Source organism: Pseudomonas sp. 06C 126 (assembly GCF_001855215.1).
Lineage (GTDB): Bacteria > Pseudomonadota > Gammaproteobacteria > Pseudomonadales > Pseudomonadaceae > Aquipseudomonas > Aquipseudomonas proteolytica.
The window spans coordinates 56,930-74,148 of sequence record NZ_MIFU01000076.1 but is presented as its reverse complement, the minus strand read 5'-3'; the positions used below and the strand labels follow the sequence as shown (position 1 = coordinate 74,148).

The following is a 17,219-nucleotide window of genomic DNA, read 5'->3' as shown; positions in this document are numbered from 1 at the left end:
ACTGGTGGGAAGGCGGCCGCAAGGGCCGCGATCGTCGACTTACCAGAGGGCAATGTCATAGGTGAGGTAGAGGCGGTTGCTGTCGCGCCCGCGGGAAAACTCAGAGCGGTAGACATAGTTGCGCATGCGCACACCCAGCCCCTTGAGCGTGCCGGCCTGCACCACGTAGGCCAGTTCGGTATCGCGCTCCCACTCCTTGACCGTACTGGTGGACTTGCCGTCATTGCCACTCAGGTAGCGCGCAGCGAAGGTCAGGCCGGGCACGCCGACGGCGGCAAAGTTGAAGCCGTAGTTGAGCATCCAGGTCTTTTCGTCTTCCTCGATGAACTTGCCAATGCCGGCGTTGCTGAACGAGTACACGGTGGCGCCGCTGATGTAGGGCAAGCCGGCATCGCCGCGCAGGGTCTGGTAGCCCCCGCCGACGGTATGCCCGGCGATCGCGTAGGACAGTTGCCCGCTGAGCATGTCGTTATCGATTTTGCCTGCATAGGCCGAGCCGCTGTCTACGCTGTTGAAGTAGCGCAGGTCGCCGGTCAGTACGCCACCGGCCAGCGGCAGATCGTGCTGGATGCCGGCGAAGTTCTGCCGGTAAAAATTCTCCAGCTCCCCGTAGTAGTAGTTCAAGCGGGTGTTCTTCCCCCATTTGTACTCGGCCCCGGCATAGTTGAAGTCTCCCGATTTTCCCCCGCTGTAGCCGTCAGGCACGATGGGTACGCTGTCGGTGGAGTCGCGTAATTTGAAACGGTCCAGGTGCCCGCCAGTGATGGTCAGGTTTTCAATGTCGTTGCTGCTGATCTGGGTGCCCTGGTAGGTCTGGGGCAACAAGCGTGCGTCGTTGTAAATCAGCACCGGCGTTTTGGGCAGCAGGGTGCCGTACTTGACGGTGGTGTTGGCGAACCTCGCTTTTGCGGTGGCGCCCGCGCTGGCAAATTCGCCGGCTGCGCGGCCGTCGTCATGCACCGGCATCAGCCCGGTGCCGCTGCGACCGCGTCCTGAGTCAAGCTTTACGCCGTAGAGCCCCAGGGCGTCTACGCCGAAGCCAAGAGTGCCGGCGGTGAACCCGGACTGATAGTCGAGCAGCAATCCCTGGGCCCACTCGGTGCGCTCGCTTTTTGCCGTTCTCGCGGCGCGTGCGCTCATGCCGTGTTCGTCGCGAAAGTTCTCGTTGAAATACACATTGCGCAGTTGCAGCTTGAGTTTGCTGTCATCAATAAAGCCTTGGGCATTGGCACCGGCGATGGGTACCAGGCCGAACGCGCAAAAAAGGGCCCGACGGGTATACATAGGGTTCATGGCAAACGTCTCGTTGTTGTTATTGGGCGTGCAGGGCAGCACGCGCCCCGTGAGCGAGGCGCGTTGGAACGCAGCAGGAAGATGAATCAGGTAAACAGGCTGATAGCCCCGGTCAGCAGGGCCAGCGCGGTAACGACCAGGGAGGTCAGCACCGCCCATTTGACGGTGGCTTTCTGGAAGTCGCCGATGTCACGGTCGACCATGCCCACCAGCAACAGGGTCGAGGCCACCAGTGGGCTCATCAGGTGCACCGGTTGCCCGAGGATTGAGGCTCGGGCGATTTCCACTGGATCAATGCCGTAGGCCGCGGCGGCATTGGCCAGGATCGGCACCACGCCGAAGTAGTAGGCGTCATTGGACAGCACGAAGGTCAGCGGCATGCTGGTGACCGCAACCACCAGTGGGAACAGATGACCCCAAGACGGCGGGATCCAGTCGACCAGGGTCTGCGCCAGGGCGTCGACCATCTTGGTGCCGGAAAAAATCCCGGCAAAAATCCCTGCGGCGAACACCAACAGCACGACCGTCATAGCGTTGCCCGAGTGCGCCAGGATGCGTTCTTTCTGAATGTCCAATTGCGGGTAGTTGATCATCAGCGCGAGCACAAAGCCGATCAGGAACAGGACCGCCGAGTGCATCAGACCCATCACCAGGGCGATCAATACCGCAATCACCAGCACCAGGTTGACGTAGGCCAGCTTTGGACGTTTGTGTGGGGTGTCTTCAAGAATCGCGTTGATGTAGCAATCTCCGCCACCGCTTTGCAGTTGCACGTTGCCAATCCGCTTGCGCTCGGCACGCCCCAGTATGAAGGCGGTGAAGACCACCCACAGGGCGCCGCCGATCATGGTTGGCAGCAACGGCACAAAGTATTCGCCGGCATCCAGGCCCAGTGCGGCGATGGCCCGTGTCGCGGGGCCGCCCCAAGGGGTCATGCCGCTCATGATGCTCAACGACAGCATGGAGATGGTCGCCAGGATCATCGGGTTCATGCCGATGCGTTTATACAACGGCAACATTGCGGCGCAGGTAATCATGTAGGTGGTGGTGCCGTCGCCGTCGAGGGCGACCAGCAATGACAGCAGGGCGGTGCCGACCGCGATTTTCATCGGGTCGCCATTGACGCGCTTGAGGATCTTGCGGATCAGCGGATCGAACAACCCCGCGTCGATCATCAGGCCAAAGAACAGGATGGCAAACAGCAGCAAGGCGGCAGACGGTGCGACCATTTTCAGGCCGTCGAGCATCATTTTGCCGGTGGTGCCGCCGAAGCCGCCAATAACCGCGAAGACGATAGGCACCACGGTGAGTGCGACGATCGGTGACAAGCGCTTGGTCATGATGAGGAAGGTGAATACGACCACCATGGCCAAGCCAAGGAAAGCGAGCATAGGACGATTCTCTTGTTGTTATCGTAAGAATGGCTGACGCCGAGGCGCACGAGCCCTGACCCGCCGGGCGGCACAATGGCGCCTGGCGGAGAAGGGGTTCAGTCAAGTCAGGGGTAGGTGTTTGTGGTTTGCGCTAGACGCGGCTGGCGACCTTCTGGTCTTCCCAGGCTTGTGCCTGTGCCGCACCGGGTTTTGCGTCGAGCATCCGCGCCAGCGTTTCGCGGTGGCAGGCATTTTCGGACATCGAAATCACCACCGTCGCGACCGCGTTGCTGGCCAGGCTGGTCAGCGCCCGCGCTTCCGACATGAAGCGGTCAACGCCGATCAGCAGCGCCAGGCCGGCCAACGGGATGTCGTGAATGACCGTCAGGGTCGAGGCCAGTGCCACGAACCCGCTGCCGGTCACGCCGGCCGCACCTTTGGAGGACAGCAGCATGATCGCCAGCATGGTGATGATTTGCGTCAGGCTCAGGTCAATGTTGCAGGCCTGGGCAATGAAAATCGCCGCCAACGACAGGTAGATGGCCGTGCCGTCCAGGTTGAACGAGTAGCCGGTGGGCAAGACCAGGCCCACGACGCCTTTTTTGCAGCCCAGCGCTTCGAGTTTTTCCAGCATGCGCGGCATGACCGGTTCCGTGGAGGAGGTGCCGAGCACCACCAGGAACTCTTCGCGAAAGTAGCGCAGCAGTTTCCACAGGCTGAAACCATTGGCGCGGCAAATGCTGCCCAAGACGACGAACACGAAGAAGCCGCAGGCGATGTACAAGGTCATGATCAGTTTCGCCAGCGAGCCCAGCGAGGTGATGCCGTACTGGCCGACCGTGAACGCCAGGGCCCCGAAAGCGCCGATCGGTGCAAAACGCATCAGGTACGCGAAGATCTTGAACACCATGTGCGAGGCGGATTCGAGTACATCGAGCACCGGCTTGCCACGTTCGCCCAGGGATGACAAGGCGAAGCCGGACAACACCGCGATAAACAGGACCGGCAGCACTTCCCCTTTACTGAAGGCACCGATAAAGGTGTCCGGGATGATGTGCATGAAAAACTCCACAACCCCAAGCTTCGCCGCCGACTCGGTGTACTGGGCCAGGCCTTTGGTGCTCAGTTGGGTGGGGTCGATGTTCATGCCGGCACCCGGCTGGAACACGTACACCGCCACCAGGCCAATCACGAGGCTGATCACCGTGAGGCCGAAAAACAGCAGCATGGTTTTGCTGAGCAGGCGGCCGAGCGAGCGTTTGTCGCTCATCCCGGCGATGCCGGTGACGATGGTGCAGAACACCACGGGAGCAATCATCATCTTGATGAGCTTGATGAACGCATCGCCCAGCGGCTTGAGTGCAACGGCCTGCTGGGCCCAGAAGTGCCCGACCACGATGCCCAGCACCACGGCGCATAGAATCTGGAAGTAGAGCGATTTTACAACTTTCATGGCATCACCCATTTTTAGTATTGTGCGGATGCAAAAATGCCAACGACCGCCGGAATTATCCGGCGAGGCGCTGAGAGTCCGTGGCATAGACGTAGCCGGAAAAAAGCCTGCGCGCGGTGCGAACGACCGAGGCCTGAATTGTCTCACCCTTGACGCCGGTGTAGGACAATACGACATCAATTCCTCCGCTTGGGTGCTCGATACGCACCGCTTCAAGGCGCGGCGTACTGATCCCGCCGAGCATCTGCGCGACGATGCTGCCTTCAACTACGCACGCGGTGGCCAAACCAATCGAGCCGGTAATGGCCAGCGCGCGGTGGCAGTTATGTGGCATGAAATAGCGAACCTGGATCGTACCGCCGGCTTTGGCGGGCGAGACTAGCACCGGCTTTGGAATCACTTTGTCGCTGACGTCACCCAGGCCCATGGCCCGGCCGGCCTGAAGTCGCAATGACTCAAGGCGTCGCAGGAAGTCTTTGTCGGCGTCCAGTTCGGCCGGGCTTTCATCGCCACGCTTGCCCAGTTGGCTGGCCTCGATCAGCACCATGGGCATTGCCATATCGATGCAGGTCACCGCAATACCGTCGATCACGTCTTGTGTATTGCCGGTCGGGAAGAGTTTGCCGGTCTTGCTGCCGGCCGCATCGAGGAATGTCAGTTGTACCGGCGCGGCGGTACCCGGCACGCCATCGATCGCGGTGTCGCCCTCGTAACTGACCTTGGCATCCGGTGTGTACACGTCGGAGTTGATGAAGGTCCCTGTGTTTACGTTGCGGATGCGGACCCGGGTGCGGCCCGGCGTGCCTTTGACCAGGCCCTGTTCGATGGCGAACGGGCCGACGGCGCACAGCATGTTGCCGCAGTTGGGCGCGCTGTCGACCCGACGTTGCGAAACCATCACTTGCACGAACAGGTAGTCAACGTCGGCGTCCGGGTGCAGCGATGGGCTGACAATCGCAACCTTACTGGTTTGTGGGCTGCCACCGCCGATTCCGTCGATCTCCAGTTCGTGGCCGGAGCCCATCAGGTTGAGCAGCAGTTCGTCACGGGCCTCAATGGCTGTCGGCAAATCCCAGTCGAGAAAGACTGGGCCTTTGGAGGTGCCACCGCGCATCAGCACACAGGGAATTCTTTGCATGATACTGACTCTTGTTGATCAATCGACGTAATTGATGTTCTTGGAGCAAGAGTCTCAAGCTTTAAAAAATGTATCAAATGCAAAAATTGAAGAGATTATTGCGTTTTTCGAATGATGAATTTACGCTGAGCCTTCTTCTGGCGCCTGCTGCTGATGAGATAAGACATGGACTATGAGCTGAACGATATTCGATCTTTCGTTAAAATCGCCGAACTTGGCAGCTTTCACGAAGCAGCTGATGCCTTGCATCTGTCCCAGCCTGCACTCAGTCGCCGGATAAAAAAACTGGAAGAGGGGTTGGGCACCTCTTTGCTTGATCGCACCACACGTAAGGTCAGCCTCACGAGCGTCGGGCGTGACTTTCTTCCCAAGGCGCGTCGTTTGTTGGATGACTTCGATGAGTCGATTCTCAATATCCGTGAACTGGCCGAACGCCAGATTGGCCGGGTAACGCTGGCATGTATCCCCACTGCCGCCTTCTATTTCTTGCCTTCAGTCATTCGCCTGTATAACGAACGCTACCCAAAAATCCGCATCCGACTGCTGGACTTGAGTGCCAATGAGGGGCTTGAAGCGGTACTGCGGGGGGAAGCCGATTTCGGTATCAACATGATGAGTGGGCAGCACCCGGACATTGAGTTCGTACCATTGGTCAGCGAACCTTTTGTATTGGCGTGCCGGCGTGATCATGAATTGGCAGGGCGCAGTTCGGTCACCTGGTCTGAATTGAGCGATTACCGTCTGATCGGGGTAGGGCGCCTGAGCGGCAACCGCATGTTGCTCGACCACGCCCTGTCGGGCTTGAGCTGGCGGCCGCAATGGTTCTACGAAGTCCAGCACCTCTCTACTTCGTTGGGCCTGGTGGAGGCTGGTTTAGGGGTTTCGGCGATGCCGAGCTTGGCCATGCCGGCTGAAGATCATCCCACCTTGGTCAGCGTCCCTTTGATTGAGCCGGTTGTGAACCGCTCTTTGGGCTTGGTCTACCGCCGCGGCTCATCGCTTTCACCAGCGGCGGAAAAATTCGTCTCGATACTGCTTGAGCAATGGCCGCAGTGAGCCAGGGCTAATCGAGCACAAAGGGGCAGATTTTTTATCTAAAAAGGGGCCCGCTCTGCGAGCGTAAATCGGTCCCTCATGTTGTCCGTTTTTGTATTGTCGATGATGATCAGGCGCGCCGCGCCATCAATAGCATCGAGGCCGCAGCGGACAACAAACCGGCACAGCAACGATTAAAAATCTTCTTGCCGCGAGGCTGCGTGAACCAGCGGCGCATGTGCAATCCGATGTATGCGTAGATGCCAATCGCAATCCACTCCAGTGCCAGGAACAGCAATCCAAGCAGTGTGAATTGGGAGCCGACATCTACCGTGGGGTCAACGAATTGAGGCAAGAACGCGGTAAAGATCAGAATGGCTTTGGGGTTGCCAGCAGCGACCAGGAATTCCTGCCTAGCCAGCCCCCACAGCCCCACCCGAGCATTTACTGATTCGGCCTCTGCTTGCGGTGCGGCGTTCCACAGTTGATACGCCAGGTAGAAGAGGTACGCCGCGCCGACTATTTTGATCCCGTAGAAGACAAGTTCTGAGGTTTGCAACACGACGGCCAAGCCCGCCGAGGCAAGTGCGATCATGATCGTGAATGCCAGCAAACGACCGACGCCTGCCATGCAGGCTGTGCGATATCCGTAGCGTGTTGCATTGCTGATGGACAGCAGGTTGTTGGGCCCTGGCGCCATATTCAGCGCAAAGCAGGCCGGCAGGAATAACGCGAGTGTTGCCAAGTCCATATGCATCTCCAGAGTTGCTGGGCATCAATCCACAGCCTGTAACCATTCAAGCAGCTCCATTTCCACACTACCCGGCCTGGGCGCTGTAGGCGACAGCAGGCAGTACCGCGAACCATCTTCAACAAAGCCCAATGGTGCGGCCAGCACGCCGCTTTGGATATCGTTGCGCACCAGGTGCCAGGGGCCGATGGCTACGCCAAGGCCAGCAACGGCTGCCTGGATGCTGAAATAGAAGTGTTCGAACGTTTGCATTTCCCTATCGGGAGTGGGTAGTCCCTTTGCGTAAGCCCATTCCTGCCATGCCGTAGGCCGGCTGGCTGTCTGCAGCAGCGGGGCAGAGGCGAGCAGGTTTTTGCCGTTTTTGCCAAACCACTGACCTGCCTTTTCTGGCCGGCAAACGGGGCCGACCTTCTCTGGGAATAGCGTCTCGGTATGGTAGCCGGGAGGGCAGGGGAAATCGTCGCGCCGGATGGCCAGGTCGATACCCTGGTTGAATGAGAACGGGCCACCGCCGGCAACCAAGTGAATATCCAGACCTTTGTGATGGGTTTGGAAGTCGCTCCAACGAGGGATCAGCCAGCGCATCAGCAGCGTTGGCTCGCAGGACAAGACAAGCTGGCGAGCTCGACGGGCGTCGCTGCGTATCTCGCGAACGGCGTGGCTCATCAACCCCAGCCCGTCACTCACGGCTTTTGCCAGGCGTCTTCCGGCATCGTTCAAAAACACTTTTCGGTTACGCCGCTCGAACAGCTCAACGCCCAAATCCTCTTCAAGCAGACGCACTGCGCGGCTAATGGCGCTGGGTGTCAGATGCAGCTCGTCAGCCGCCCGGGCGAAATTTTCCAGGCGTGCGGCTGATTCGAAGCAGCGCAAGCCAAGCAGCGATGGCAGGCGAGCCTCAGAAATCAGTGATTTATAGTCACTATTTTCTTCAGGAATCATCGTTATTACCCAAGCAAAGGATCTGTAAACATGGCCTATGCGACCGATAATTCAAAGGGTACAACATGAGCGAATGGATAGCAGTAATCACCATCACACTACTGGCGTGCATCAGCCCAGGGCCGGATTTCGCCATGGTCTCGCGCAACGGCTTGCTCCTGTCTCGAAGGGCTGGCGTGCTCACCGCTGTGGGAATTGGCCTAGGGGTGCTGGTTCACGTCTGCTACACACTGCTCGGCTTGGGGTTGGTGCTGCAACAGACACCTTGGTTGTTCAATGTGTTGAAGCTGGCTGGAGCGGCCTATCTTGTGTACTTGGGGATCAAGATGCTGCGCTCCAAGCCGGCCGTTGAACAGCTGGACGCGCCACCTCCTGCCCTGTCGGATCTGGAAGCGCTGCGTACGGGGTTTCTGACAAATGCGTTGAACCCTAAGACATCGATCTTCATCGTCAGCCTATTTATGGGCGTCGTAAGGCCGGACACTGGTTGGTCCGTACAAATCGGTTATGGGCTATTTATCGCCGGGGCACATGTAGTGTGGTTCAGCCTTATCGCGCTGTGTTTCTCCGCTGGGGCAGTGCGCGATAGGTTATTGGCCGCACGACAATGGATCGACCGGATTTTTGGTGCCTTGCTGGTGAGTTTCGGCGTACTGCTGATAATGGCTTGAAGGCGCGCGCGTTGGGGAAGCCAGCTGACGCTTGAGGTTCTATACGGGATTGGCGGGTCTGCCATTGCTTCCGCGCTGGGTGCCTGGATCGCCTGGCGCTACAGCCGCGGCTCAGGCGTTTATGGGAAGCGTCGACAAGGAAGTGGCCGATGATCGGGAAGTTGCTAGTGAGCGTTGGTATCGTGTTTTACGCAGTAGTAGTGCCGGTTGTTGTGCTGCTAGATATCGCCGCGATGCACGATATGCACTTTGTTGCCGTCCGGATCGCGCAGGTAAGCGCCGTAGTAACCGTCGCCATAGTGTGGGCGCGGGCCGGGCTCGCCGTCGTCGATTCCTCCAGCTAAAACACCCGCGGCATAGGCTACATCGACGGCTTCTGGCGAGGGTGCGGAGAAAGCCAGCATGCTGCCATTGCCCACTGTGGCGTCCTGGCGGTCGTAGGGGGCGTAGACGTAGAAGCGCGGCAATGGCCTGCCTGGGGTAATCCAGCATGCAGAAGACGGTCCGCCATCCGGCGTCACATGGCGCCGGCACAGACCCAGTGGGATCAGTATGGCGTCGTAGAACATGGCGGCTTTGTCCAGATCGTTGGTTCCGACAGTGACGTGGCTGAACATACCTACTCCTTGTGGGCTGTTGTGCAACAGCCGGGTTTTCAGATGACCGTACCCTAGCAGAGTAGGCGGTGACGCATTGCATCTTCGGTAGTAATCCCATTTACCCAAGCCCATTCTCTTTGGTATCCCGCGACCTGCTTACGTTGGACACCGGTATGCCCGGCTGCAATTCTTGGGCTCTACCCTCAAGGGGTTACTCTCAAGGATAAGGAATCGCCTGATGCTCGGTTACTACGCGCAATACAGCCAGTACTACATCACTACGCTGATGATCGTCACCACCCTGTTTTTTGCCTTGCCGATCTTTATCGCGCCGATTGCCTGGGCCCGCGCGATGCGCTGGACGATCCCCGAACATCAGCATCTGGCAATCTATTTTGGGCGCTGTTTGGGGGCGTTTATTCTGGTGGTGGAAGTGGCGATGTTGCGCTCTGCAACCACGGGCACCAGCTATAGCTATGCCTTCGATATGCTGTTCGTGGTTTTCTTGTTGATGTTTGTGGTGCATGTGTACGGCGCGTTGAAACGTATCCAGCCTATTACGGAAACCCTGGAGATCGGCTTCTGGATGATTCTGTTTGTGCTCAATATGCTCTTTTATCCTGCGACGGTAATTACCCTTTGAGAAGCACGCCTTGCAAAGCTCCCGTGCGCCTTGTAAGTGCTGTCGAGCCTACCTTTTTTCATCTGGAGTACTACGCTTATCGCAGCATAGGTATCTACACAACGTTCAAAAACTAACGAAAGTACCTGTGGCGAGCCCGCTCGCCACAACATCTCGATCTACTTGGATGTATGCGTTGCGGCAAAATTGTGTGGATGCCGATGCTCAACGCAGGACGACTCTGACTAGCTGTTCGACGTGATGCCGTCTGCTTATTCACTTGTCTCAAGGAGTTGTCCAATGAAACTCAAATACTTGGCGTGGTGTGGCCTCTGTCTCGCTTCGCTTGATGCTTATGCTGATATTGCCTTGCACACTGAAAAGCTGGACTCCGAGCAGTATGCGGTTGAAATCGTCTTGGGAAATACCTGTTCGAGCGCTGGCGGCAGGACGGTTTTGCTCCAGCCGGCGCAGGGATCCAAAGATAATGGCAGCGTGATCGTCTGCGAGGTGAAACATACTTCTGCGGGTAAAAGTCGTAGCTTTCTGCCTTTTTCTGTAAATGCCAAGGATGCCCCTCAACCATTAGGGTGTTCCATATCTAATGGGTCAAGGTCAGAAAACCAGGTTATTTGGCAACATAAGGGCAGTTATCGACCTGACGATCCGAAAAAACCTGAAGACACGCTCGTCAGACAGCTCTCAGGACATAACACGGCAATCATAAGAAACTACAATAAATTCAAATCGGTATGGATCAAGTACGACTATAACGGCCAAGTCCGTCAGGAGTTGATCGTACCTGAAGGGCGGCTGACTACAAGGCAGAGCGCGAAAATCCTGCAGGTCTGGTACCCCCATCCCTATGGTGATTTTGACTGCAGGGAGATGTAGGAAAAGGCGACTCTACGTCGCACGGCCAAAAACCTTTGGTTGCCCGTGAACAGGGCAGCCCTAGGCTGGCAGGCGCTCATGGCGTTAAGCTGGCCCTTTGCAATCATGGAGGGCTTTTTCTTGGGGATACTTCTCGTCACCTTAGTGATGGTTGGGGTCAGCTACTTCTTCCTTCATTGGATAGGTAAGGTTTGCCCACCACTGGGCAACTTCATATTCAAGTACAGCAAGCTCATCGGGCCGCTTCTTGTGGCCTATTGGTTGTATTACATGTTGCATAAGGACACCAACGGGTCTGCCATGCTGATGTTGGCCGTAGGTATCGTTTTGACGTTGATGCCCAATAAGAAGAGGTTTGCCTGACACCCTTACGAGTAGACAAATAGCACTGCGCATTATCCGGATTCACCGGAATATGTTTCCCGGATCGGGGCGATTATCAAAAAATCCCTGGTAGATATCCTGTGGTCATCGAAACCACTGACTATCTACGAGGCGACACTGATGTCCAGACTTTTCACCCCAGGTATTGTTGGCCAACTGAACACGCCCAACCGCGTGGTCATGGCGCCCATGACCCGATCCCGCAGTACCCAACCTGGCGATGTGCCGAACGCCATGAACGCGGTCTACTACGCACAGCGGGCTTCGGCCGCTTTTATTGTTACTGAAGCCACGCAGATTTCGCCCCAGGGCAAGGGCTATTCCTTTACCCCGGGGATTTACAGTGACGAACAGGTCGCCGGCTGGCGCCTGGTGACCGATGCGGTGCATGCCGCGGGAGGGCGAATTTTCCTGCAGCTGTGGCACGTAGGGCGTATGTCGCACCCTGACTTCCACAATGGTGATTTACCTGTCGCGCCGTCTGCGATCCCTTTCGATGGCAGCATCTGGAAAGTGGATGCCCAATCCGGTGTCGGCAGCATGGCCCCATGCCCGACACCACGGGCACTGGAGCGCGACGAAATCCGCGCGATTGTCGACGACTACCGGACGGCTGCGCGTAATGCCATGACGGCGGGTTTCGACGGTGTTGAAGTGCATGGGGCCAACGGCTATCTGATTGACCAGTTCCTGCGTACCACCTCTAACGTTCGTACGGATGAGTACGGCGGGTCGCGTGAGAACCGTCTGCGCTTTCTCAAGGAAGTCATGGACGCGGTGATTGATGAAGTGGGCGCCGACCGTACGGCGATCCGTGTGGCGCCGTTTCTCACAGCGCGTGGCATGGCGTGCCCGGACATTCTGCCCACTTTGTTGGAAGCGACCAGCTATCTGCAGGGCAAGGGCATTGCCTACCTGCACTTGGTGGAAGCGGACTGGGATGATGCCCCCAAGTTTCCCGAGGATTTCCGCCAAGCCGTGCGCGAGCGCTTTCGCAATGCGATTGTGGTGGCCGGCAAGTACGACGTGGAGCTCGCAGAATGGGTCCTGGAAAAAGGCTACGCCGACTTCGTGGCATTCGGACGTAAGTTTGTAGCCAACCCGGATCTGCCGTTGCGCCTGGAGAAGGGGTATCCATTGGCCGGCCTGGAAGGTGCCGAGTTGTTTGGTGGTACCGAGCGCGGTTACTCGGATTTTTCTGCCTGGGCCCAGTAGGGCGCAAACCTATAAGCCATAGCCAGGAACATCTCCTTGAAGCGCACTCAGGTCGCCAGCTTCAAGGAGATTTCGTCCATCAGCAGTTTGACCCGACGCGGCACCGCGTGGCCTGAAGGGTAGACAATCTGCAAATCCACGCCCTGCAACGAGTAGCTTTGCAGCACCTCCACCAGCCGACCTGCCTGCAAATCATCACGTACATCAATGTAGGACTTGATACAAATGCCATGCCCGTCCAGGCACCACTGGCGCACCTGCTCGCCATCATTGGCAATACGCCTGCCCGATACCAGAACCTTGAACGTACGGCCCTCGGCACGGAACTGCCATTCCCGGTGGATGTTGCTGCCAAAGCGCATCAGGATGCACTGCTGTTGTGCCAGGTCGGATGGATGCCGGGGCGTCCCGTGGGCGGCAATGTAGGCGGGGGATGCACATACGACCCTACGGCCCTCGCTGAGTTTTCTGACACGCAGGGTGCTGTCGGACAAGGCGCCGTATCGAATAGCGAAATCAATCCCTTGCCCCGCGAGGTCCAGGTAGCCATCGGTCAGGTTCAGGTCGAGGCTTACGTTGGGATGTTCTTGCAGGAAATCGTCGAGGATTGGCACCACACGGTTGCGGCCCAGGTCTACGGGGGCGCTCAGGCGTATCAGGCCTGAAATGCGTTCGGTGCCCAGCTTGATATTGCTCTCGATATCTTCCGCTTCTGCCAGCAGCCGCCGTGCGCCGTCCATCAGCATCCGCCCTTCATCCGTCAAACTGATCGAGCGTGTGGTACGGGTCAGCAAGGTTGCCCCGTAATGCCTTTCCAAGGCCCCGAGCCGTTCCGACACAGACGTAGGCGAAAGCCCGACCTCGCGGCCTGCGGCCGACAATCCGCCTTTTTCGACAATCAGTAGAAACAACGCGAGGTTCTCGAAAAGCATTGTCCGGACTTCCCTGAATATGGCTGGGCTTTTCGCAGGATTCTACGTCAGTACTGGATAGCGCTCATGGCATTTATGGCGCAGGCGAAACCATGAGTGCGCGCCTGACGAATTGCGCGGTTTTCTCCAGGGTTATTTCCAGGTCGGGATGCTTGAGCTGATAGCGGCTCTCCAGCTCCCGGCTCTGAGACATATCGAATCGCGCAGTCTGGATGAAGTTCAGGGACTCCGGGCTGGTACCCAAGTGCGTTGCCACCCCCGGTATTTTCAGTAGCCATTTGAGCAGGCCCAGGGGCAGATGGTGGCGGGGCGCTTGCACTTGCAGGGTGCCGGCGATATGCGTGAGCAGGCCTTGCAGGTTCGGGGTGCGCTCGTCCAGTGCCAAGGCTTGTTGGTTTGCCATTGCCGGGTCGAAGGCTGCTGCGACCATCAACGCAACCAAGTAATCAACACTGACCAAGGGCAGCCAGTGGCGTGGCGACCCTGGAATCGCTGTCAACTTGCCTGTCGCCAGGCCGCGAATCAGCTCGGCTATGGGCTGGCCCGCGAGGATATGCCCGCTTTCGCTATGCCCGCACACCGTTGCAGGGTGCACGATGGTGTAGTCGGCCTGCTGCGCCTGCATGTCGCGGATGACCGCAAAGTGTGCCTCCAGCTTGCTCGCCTCGTAGCCACCCACGCGCTGGTACACGGCGGGCCAATCGGTGGTTTCGGGGCGTTGGTGGTCAATGCCAATACTGTTCAGGTGGACGATGTTCTGCAGCATATAGCCGCCGACCATCAACAGCCGGCTACGCTGGCTTGCGGCCAATCGGGCGACCGCCAGGGCACCGTCCACGTTGACCGCGCGGGCTTGGTCCAAAGGCAGGCCCCAGGCGAATTGTGCGGCGAGGTGAAATACCACGCTGGCCGCGGCGATGCGCTGGCGGTCGGCCGCATTGAGCCCCAGTTCCTGCTGGTTAAGGTCGCCCTGAACGGCATGTATACGCGAAGGTTCTCCCCCCAGTTGCCGCACCTGTTCCCTGAGCGTCTCAAGGTTTGAAACGTGGCGCATCAGCACCCAGACCTTGTGCCCCGAAAAGGTCAGGCGAGCCAGCAAGTGTTGCCCGATAAATCCGCTGCCGCCGGTGACAAAACATTCCACGCTCATAGCGCACTCCTTGGTTGAATAAGGGGTGCAGGCTAAACTGTAGAGCTACCTCTACAGTCAAGGAGAATTTACCGTGAAAGTCGCAGAGCTGGAGCGTAGGAGCGGCCTCGGACGCCATACCTTGCGCTACTACGAGGAGCTGGGGTTGATCGCTGTACAGCGGGGCGCCAATAACTATCGCGCTTACAGCGAACAGACGGCACAGGATCTGGAGTTTATTCAGATGGCGCAGAAGATGGGATTTTCCCTGGCCGAAATCGGCGAGATCCTGGAGGCCAAACGGCAAAGTACGATCGACTGCGCCCAGGGTGCCGCGATGGTGGCCGATAAAATGGCTGAGATTGAACTCAAGATCAGCCATCTCAAGGTATTGCATGGCTTTCTGGATAAGGAGCGTCTGCGGCTTGAGGCCAGTGCCCTGGCCCTGGGGCAGACCGTTACCTATCGTCAGGCGCCGATGCCGGTTTAAGTGCCAGTCCTTTCAACGCCTCCCTTCAGGTACAGCTGACTTTGATCGTAAATTGTATCTCTCGATCTACCTCTAGCTGTACGGGGCGGCGCGTCACAGAACCCTCTACTGTCAGGGCGACAATAACTCGCCGGATGACGCACCATGTTTATGTCCACCAGCCTGCTTTCAGCCTTTGCGCTGTTTGCCTTCGTGTCTTCGATTACCCCAGGCCCCAATAACACCATGCTGTTGGCATCGGGCGTGAACTTCGGTTTTCGCCGCTCGATTCCCCATGCCCTGGGGATTAGCGTGGGCTTTATGGTGTTGGTGATTTCGGTTGGCTTGGGCCTGGGGGAAGTGTTCAAGGCGTTACCTTGGGCATACACCGCGCTGCGTTACATCGGCGCGGCGTACTTGCTGTACCTGGCGTGGAAAATTGCGACTTCCAGCGCGATGTCAGACGACACCGACCGCAAGAGCAAGCCCATGACGTTTTTTGCCGCCGCGGTGTTCCAGTGGGTCAACCCCAAGGCCTGGGTCATGGCGTTGGGGGCGATCACCACCTACACACCGGCGCAAGGTTACTTCACTAACGTGCTGGTCATTGCCGTGGTGTTTGCCGTGGTCAACCTGCCAAGTGTGTGCGTGTGGGCCGGGTGCGGCACCGCTTTGCGCAATGTCTTGCGTGAGCCGCGCTGGTTGAAGCTATTCAACTGGTCGATGGCGGCGCTCTTGGTGCTTTCGTTGTACCCGATGTTTTTTCTCGGGTGAGAGGTTCGGGATATAAACCCCCGGACCTATAGTGAAACACTCTAATGAACTGTGAAAATTGACAGTATCGGACAGTAAAGTGCTTGCGCACTATTAACCGCTGTTCACGGTTTTCGGGCCTTCCAAAAAATGCTGTTTTATTCGGGGCATCGCTAAACCATCAATCTTGAGTCAATGGAGTGTCACCCCATGTCAAAGGAATTAATCAACCCGCCCGGCACACAAGCGTTGCAAACCAATCCTGAAGTCGGAGGTGCTGCTGAGGCGTTGAAAGCCGCACCCTCTCAGTTGGCCTACCTCAAGGACAACTCCGTTAACCCGCCCAGATATTTGATGATGTCTAACGGATACGTCATTACCACCAAGGATGTTAACCAGGCCTCGAAATTCCTGGTTATCAGTTACGGCGACGGGAATTGGTACATCATGACCGTCGATACCGCAGAGTATCTGTCGTTTACCGATCGCAGCTATCTCTATGCCTATTCGGCGTGGAGCAATGCCAGGTACGTGACCCTTGATCCGGTGAGTTTTAAAAAATACCCCGGGCTCTACCTGCATGATGGCTACGTCTGTTGCAATGGGATGAAGGACAAGCCAGACAGCCTGATGAGCGTCCATCTCGAATTGATCCGTTAACGCCTTGAAAGACGCCAAACCGTGCGCTGGGTAACGCAATATCAGAAGTACCATTGTGCATCACGCGCACCTTGCCCCACCTACCGGTATCAGACCGGTGAAATCGTGGCCAGCAGGCCGATTCCAACGGTCAGTGCCAGAAACCCTAAAAGAAAAAATGCCATCTTAGCCATGGGACCTCCAAAAGGCGCAAGGGCGGCGGGAGAGTTCCTGCCGATAAGCCATTGTCGGGGCTATGGTCTGTTCGGTACAGATGCAGGTGGTAAAGAAAAAAGCGTATCAGATGCAGCTTGCAGGCTGGTATGCCGGGGTTAGGGCTGGCGCCTGGAGGTACTGATCAGACTGTACGCGGCACCTTCGGCGCTCTTGGGGCTGGCTCAACTGCGGGCAGTACATATTTGAGCCATTCTGTTCGGGGTGAGCCGGGCAGGGCCGGTATCGGGTCGGCGGCTGTCGATTCAGCTTCATCGATTGGGTAGCAGTTGTCGCTGCTGCGCCTGCCGTCTGGGTAGACGATGAAGCCGCCGCGACCGGTTTCACATTCGTGCAGATACACCGGCGACAGTTCCCGCTGCTTATCAATGCGCGCATTCAGATGGACGATATAGGTCCCCATGGCAATCGACACCCCCATAATCAGGCCCAGGCACACCAGTAACTGCCAGGTGTAACTGGCGCCCGCGTTATCGCAACGCACTGGCGACACAGCACGCAGCTGCCTGCTCGATACTCTGGCCCACCAGGAACCGACTGCCGCCGCCCAGGTTTACCAATTGCCCGCGAGACGGCAGGATGCTGGCCATCAGGCCGAAGAGAATCAAGGCCAGCAGGACTCTTTTGACCATCGCGTAAAGGTTCATGAGGGTGATGACCTCTGGATATGAGAGCCCCAGCTTAGAGAGTGCC

The 17,219-nt window shown here is 57.7% G+C and carries 20 protein-coding genes; 9 read left to right on the top strand and 11 right to left on the bottom strand.

The window, feature by feature from the left end; genetic code table 11:
- Positions 1-39: 39 nt before the first annotated feature.
- The 4 genes from BHC62_RS10540 to BHC62_RS10525 all read right to left on the bottom strand — a co-directional run bounded on the left by BHC62_RS10540 (position 40) and on the right by BHC62_RS10525 (position 5,257).
- Positions 40-1,284: an OprD family porin gene (locus BHC62_RS10540; RefSeq protein WP_143007524.1), complete on the bottom strand. Its 1,245-nt coding sequence runs from the start codon at positions 1,282-1,284 to the stop codon at positions 40-42.
- Positions 1,285-1,379: 95 nt separating this feature from the next.
- A complete protein-coding gene (locus BHC62_RS10535; protein ID WP_029294875.1) occupies positions 1,380-2,684 on the bottom strand; it encodes a CitMHS family transporter in 1,305 nt (434 codons plus the stop codon).
- Between the two features lie 133 nt (positions 2,685-2,817).
- Positions 2,818-4,131: a dicarboxylate/amino acid:cation symporter gene (locus tag BHC62_RS10530; protein WP_029294877.1), complete on the bottom strand. Its 1,314-nt coding sequence runs from the start codon at positions 4,129-4,131 to the stop codon at positions 2,818-2,820.
- Positions 4,132-4,174: 43 nt separating this feature from the next.
- Positions 4,175-5,257, bottom strand: a complete 1,083-nt coding sequence (locus tag BHC62_RS10525; protein WP_029294879.1) for a 4-oxalomesaconate tautomerase — start codon at positions 5,255-5,257, stop codon at positions 4,175-4,177.
- 165 nt (positions 5,258-5,422) lie between these two features.
- On the opposite strand from BHC62_RS10525, the gene BHC62_RS10520 reads away from it, so the two are divergent.
- Positions 5,423-6,313, top strand: a complete 891-nt coding sequence (locus BHC62_RS10520) for a LysR family transcriptional regulator (protein WP_029294881.1) — start codon at positions 5,423-5,425, stop codon at positions 6,311-6,313.
- A 109-nt stretch (positions 6,314-6,422) separates the two neighbouring features.
- Here BHC62_RS10520 and BHC62_RS10515 read toward each other — a convergent pair whose 3' ends face one another.
- Both BHC62_RS10515 and BHC62_RS10510 read right to left on the bottom strand, forming a co-directional pair.
- Positions 6,423-7,043, bottom strand: coding sequence for a LysE family translocator (locus BHC62_RS10515; RefSeq protein WP_070994991.1), 621 nt, complete (start codon positions 7,041-7,043; stop codon positions 6,423-6,425).
- A gap of 24 nt (positions 7,044-7,067) precedes the next feature.
- Positions 7,068-7,985, bottom strand: coding sequence for a LysR family transcriptional regulator (locus BHC62_RS10510; protein WP_070994990.1), 918 nt, complete (start codon positions 7,983-7,985; stop codon positions 7,068-7,070).
- 65 nt (positions 7,986-8,050) lie between these two features.
- On the opposite strand from BHC62_RS10510, the gene BHC62_RS10505 reads away from it, so the two are divergent.
- Positions 8,051-8,656: a LysE family translocator gene (locus BHC62_RS10505; RefSeq protein WP_029294887.1), complete on the top strand. Its 606-nt coding sequence runs from the start codon at positions 8,051-8,053 to the stop codon at positions 8,654-8,656.
- A 218-nt stretch (positions 8,657-8,874) separates the two neighbouring features.
- Here BHC62_RS10505 and BHC62_RS10500 read toward each other — a convergent pair whose 3' ends face one another.
- The gene (locus BHC62_RS10500; RefSeq protein WP_070994989.1) at positions 8,875-9,273 is read right to left on the bottom strand and encodes a VOC family protein; all 399 of its coding nucleotides are present in this window, start codon (positions 9,271-9,273) and stop codon (positions 8,875-8,877) included.
- A gap of 220 nt (positions 9,274-9,493) precedes the next feature.
- Here BHC62_RS10500 and BHC62_RS10495 point away from each other — a divergent pair, with 220 nt between their 5' ends.
- From BHC62_RS10495 to BHC62_RS10480, 4 genes are all read left to right on the top strand, one after another.
- Positions 9,494-9,898, top strand: coding sequence for a hypothetical protein (locus BHC62_RS10495; RefSeq protein WP_070994988.1), 405 nt, complete (start codon positions 9,494-9,496; stop codon positions 9,896-9,898).
- 279 nt (positions 9,899-10,177) lie between these two features.
- The gene (locus BHC62_RS10490) at positions 10,178-10,771 is read left to right on the top strand and encodes a hypothetical protein (RefSeq protein ID WP_070994987.1); all 594 of its coding nucleotides are present in this window, start codon (positions 10,178-10,180) and stop codon (positions 10,769-10,771) included.
- Between the two features lie 78 nt (positions 10,772-10,849).
- The gene (locus BHC62_RS10485; protein ID WP_070994986.1) at positions 10,850-11,134 is read left to right on the top strand and encodes a hypothetical protein; all 285 of its coding nucleotides are present in this window, start codon (positions 10,850-10,852) and stop codon (positions 11,132-11,134) included.
- 141 nt (positions 11,135-11,275) lie between these two features.
- The gene (locus tag BHC62_RS10480) at positions 11,276-12,370 is read left to right on the top strand and encodes an alkene reductase (protein WP_070994985.1); all 1,095 of its coding nucleotides are present in this window, start codon (positions 11,276-11,278) and stop codon (positions 12,368-12,370) included.
- Between the two features lie 47 nt (positions 12,371-12,417).
- Here BHC62_RS10480 and BHC62_RS10475 read toward each other — a convergent pair whose 3' ends face one another.
- Both BHC62_RS10475 and BHC62_RS10470 read right to left on the bottom strand, forming a co-directional pair.
- Positions 12,418-13,302, bottom strand: coding sequence for a LysR family transcriptional regulator (locus BHC62_RS10475; RefSeq protein ID WP_070994984.1), 885 nt, complete (start codon positions 13,300-13,302; stop codon positions 12,418-12,420).
- A 73-nt stretch (positions 13,303-13,375) separates the two neighbouring features.
- A complete protein-coding gene (locus BHC62_RS10470) occupies positions 13,376-14,452 on the bottom strand; it encodes an SDR family oxidoreductase (protein WP_070994983.1) in 1,077 nt (358 codons plus the stop codon).
- Positions 14,453-14,525: 73 nt separating this feature from the next.
- Here BHC62_RS10470 and BHC62_RS10465 point away from each other — a divergent pair, with 73 nt between their 5' ends.
- From BHC62_RS10465 to BHC62_RS10455, 3 genes are all read left to right on the top strand, one after another.
- Complete coding sequence (locus tag BHC62_RS10465; RefSeq protein ID WP_029294903.1) at positions 14,526-14,921, top strand: MerR family transcriptional regulator; 396 nt, start codon at positions 14,526-14,528, stop codon at positions 14,919-14,921.
- A 144-nt stretch (positions 14,922-15,065) separates the two neighbouring features.
- On the top strand, positions 15,066-15,674 hold the full coding sequence (locus BHC62_RS10460) for a LysE family translocator (protein WP_070994982.1): 609 nt from the start codon (positions 15,066-15,068) through the stop codon (positions 15,672-15,674).
- A gap of 189 nt (positions 15,675-15,863) precedes the next feature.
- Positions 15,864-16,313 carry a hypothetical protein gene (locus BHC62_RS10455; protein WP_029294908.1) on the top strand — a complete coding sequence of 150 codons (450 nt, stop codon included), beginning with the start codon at positions 15,864-15,866 and terminating at the stop codon, positions 16,311-16,313.
- A gap of 337 nt (positions 16,314-16,650) precedes the next feature.
- Here BHC62_RS10455 and BHC62_RS10450 read toward each other — a convergent pair whose 3' ends face one another.
- Together BHC62_RS10450 and BHC62_RS28570 are read right to left on the bottom strand one after the other, a co-directional pair.
- Entirely contained in the window at positions 16,651-17,010 is a 360-nt protein-coding gene (locus BHC62_RS10450; protein WP_224791183.1) for a hypothetical protein, read from the bottom strand.
- Complete coding sequence (locus tag BHC62_RS28570; RefSeq protein ID WP_166647853.1) at positions 16,997-17,173, bottom strand: hypothetical protein; 177 nt, start codon at positions 17,171-17,173, stop codon at positions 16,997-16,999. The genes BHC62_RS10450 and BHC62_RS28570 overlap by 14 nt, the downstream gene beginning before the upstream one ends.
- Positions 17,174-17,219: the final 46 nt, after the last annotated feature.

Coding starts and splice junctions, on each gene's coding strand:
- BHC62_RS28570 (WP_166647853.1), bottom strand. CDS start 17,173: ATGAACCTTTACGCGATGGTCAAAAGAGTCCTGCTGGCCTTGATTCTC.
- BHC62_RS10470 (WP_070994983.1), bottom strand. CDS start 14,452: ATGAGCGTGGAATGTTTTGTCACCGGCGGCAGCGGATTTATCGGGCAA.
- BHC62_RS10515 (WP_070994991.1), bottom strand. CDS start 7,043: ATGGACTTGGCAACACTCGCGTTATTCCTGCCGGCCTGCTTTGCGCTG.
- BHC62_RS10460 (WP_070994982.1), top strand. CDS start 15,066: ATGTTTATGTCCACCAGCCTGCTTTCAGCCTTTGCGCTGTTTGCCTTC.
- BHC62_RS10475 (WP_070994984.1), bottom strand. CDS start 13,302: ATGCTTTTCGAGAACCTCGCGTTGTTTCTACTGATTGTCGAAAAAGGC.
- BHC62_RS10480 (WP_070994985.1), top strand. CDS start 11,276: ATGTCCAGACTTTTCACCCCAGGTATTGTTGGCCAACTGAACACGCCC.
- BHC62_RS10510 (WP_070994990.1), bottom strand. CDS start 7,985: ATGATTCCTGAAGAAAATAGTGACTATAAATCACTGATTTCTGAGGCT.
- BHC62_RS10540 (WP_143007524.1), bottom strand. CDS start 1,284: ATGTATACCCGTCGGGCCCTTTTTTGCGCGTTCGGCCTGGTACCCATC.
- BHC62_RS10535 (WP_029294875.1), bottom strand. CDS start 2,684: ATGCTCGCTTTCCTTGGCTTGGCCATGGTGGTCGTATTCACCTTCCTC.
- BHC62_RS10495 (WP_070994988.1), top strand. CDS start 9,494: ATGCTCGGTTACTACGCGCAATACAGCCAGTACTACATCACTACGCTG.
- BHC62_RS10490 (WP_070994987.1), top strand. CDS start 10,178: ATGAAACTCAAATACTTGGCGTGGTGTGGCCTCTGTCTCGCTTCGCTT.
- BHC62_RS10525 (WP_029294879.1), bottom strand. CDS start 5,257: ATGCAAAGAATTCCCTGTGTGCTGATGCGCGGTGGCACCTCCAAAGGC.
- BHC62_RS10520 (WP_029294881.1), top strand. CDS start 5,423: ATGGACTATGAGCTGAACGATATTCGATCTTTCGTTAAAATCGCCGAA.
- BHC62_RS10500 (WP_070994989.1), bottom strand. CDS start 9,273: ATGTTCAGCCACGTCACTGTCGGAACCAACGATCTGGACAAAGCCGCC.
- BHC62_RS10455 (WP_029294908.1), top strand. CDS start 15,864: ATGTCAAAGGAATTAATCAACCCGCCCGGCACACAAGCGTTGCAAACC.
- BHC62_RS10505 (WP_029294887.1), top strand. CDS start 8,051: ATGAGCGAATGGATAGCAGTAATCACCATCACACTACTGGCGTGCATC.
- BHC62_RS10530 (WP_029294877.1), bottom strand. CDS start 4,131: ATGGGTGATGCCATGAAAGTTGTAAAATCGCTCTACTTCCAGATTCTA.
- BHC62_RS10485 (WP_070994986.1), top strand. CDS start 10,850: ATGGCGTTAAGCTGGCCCTTTGCAATCATGGAGGGCTTTTTCTTGGGG.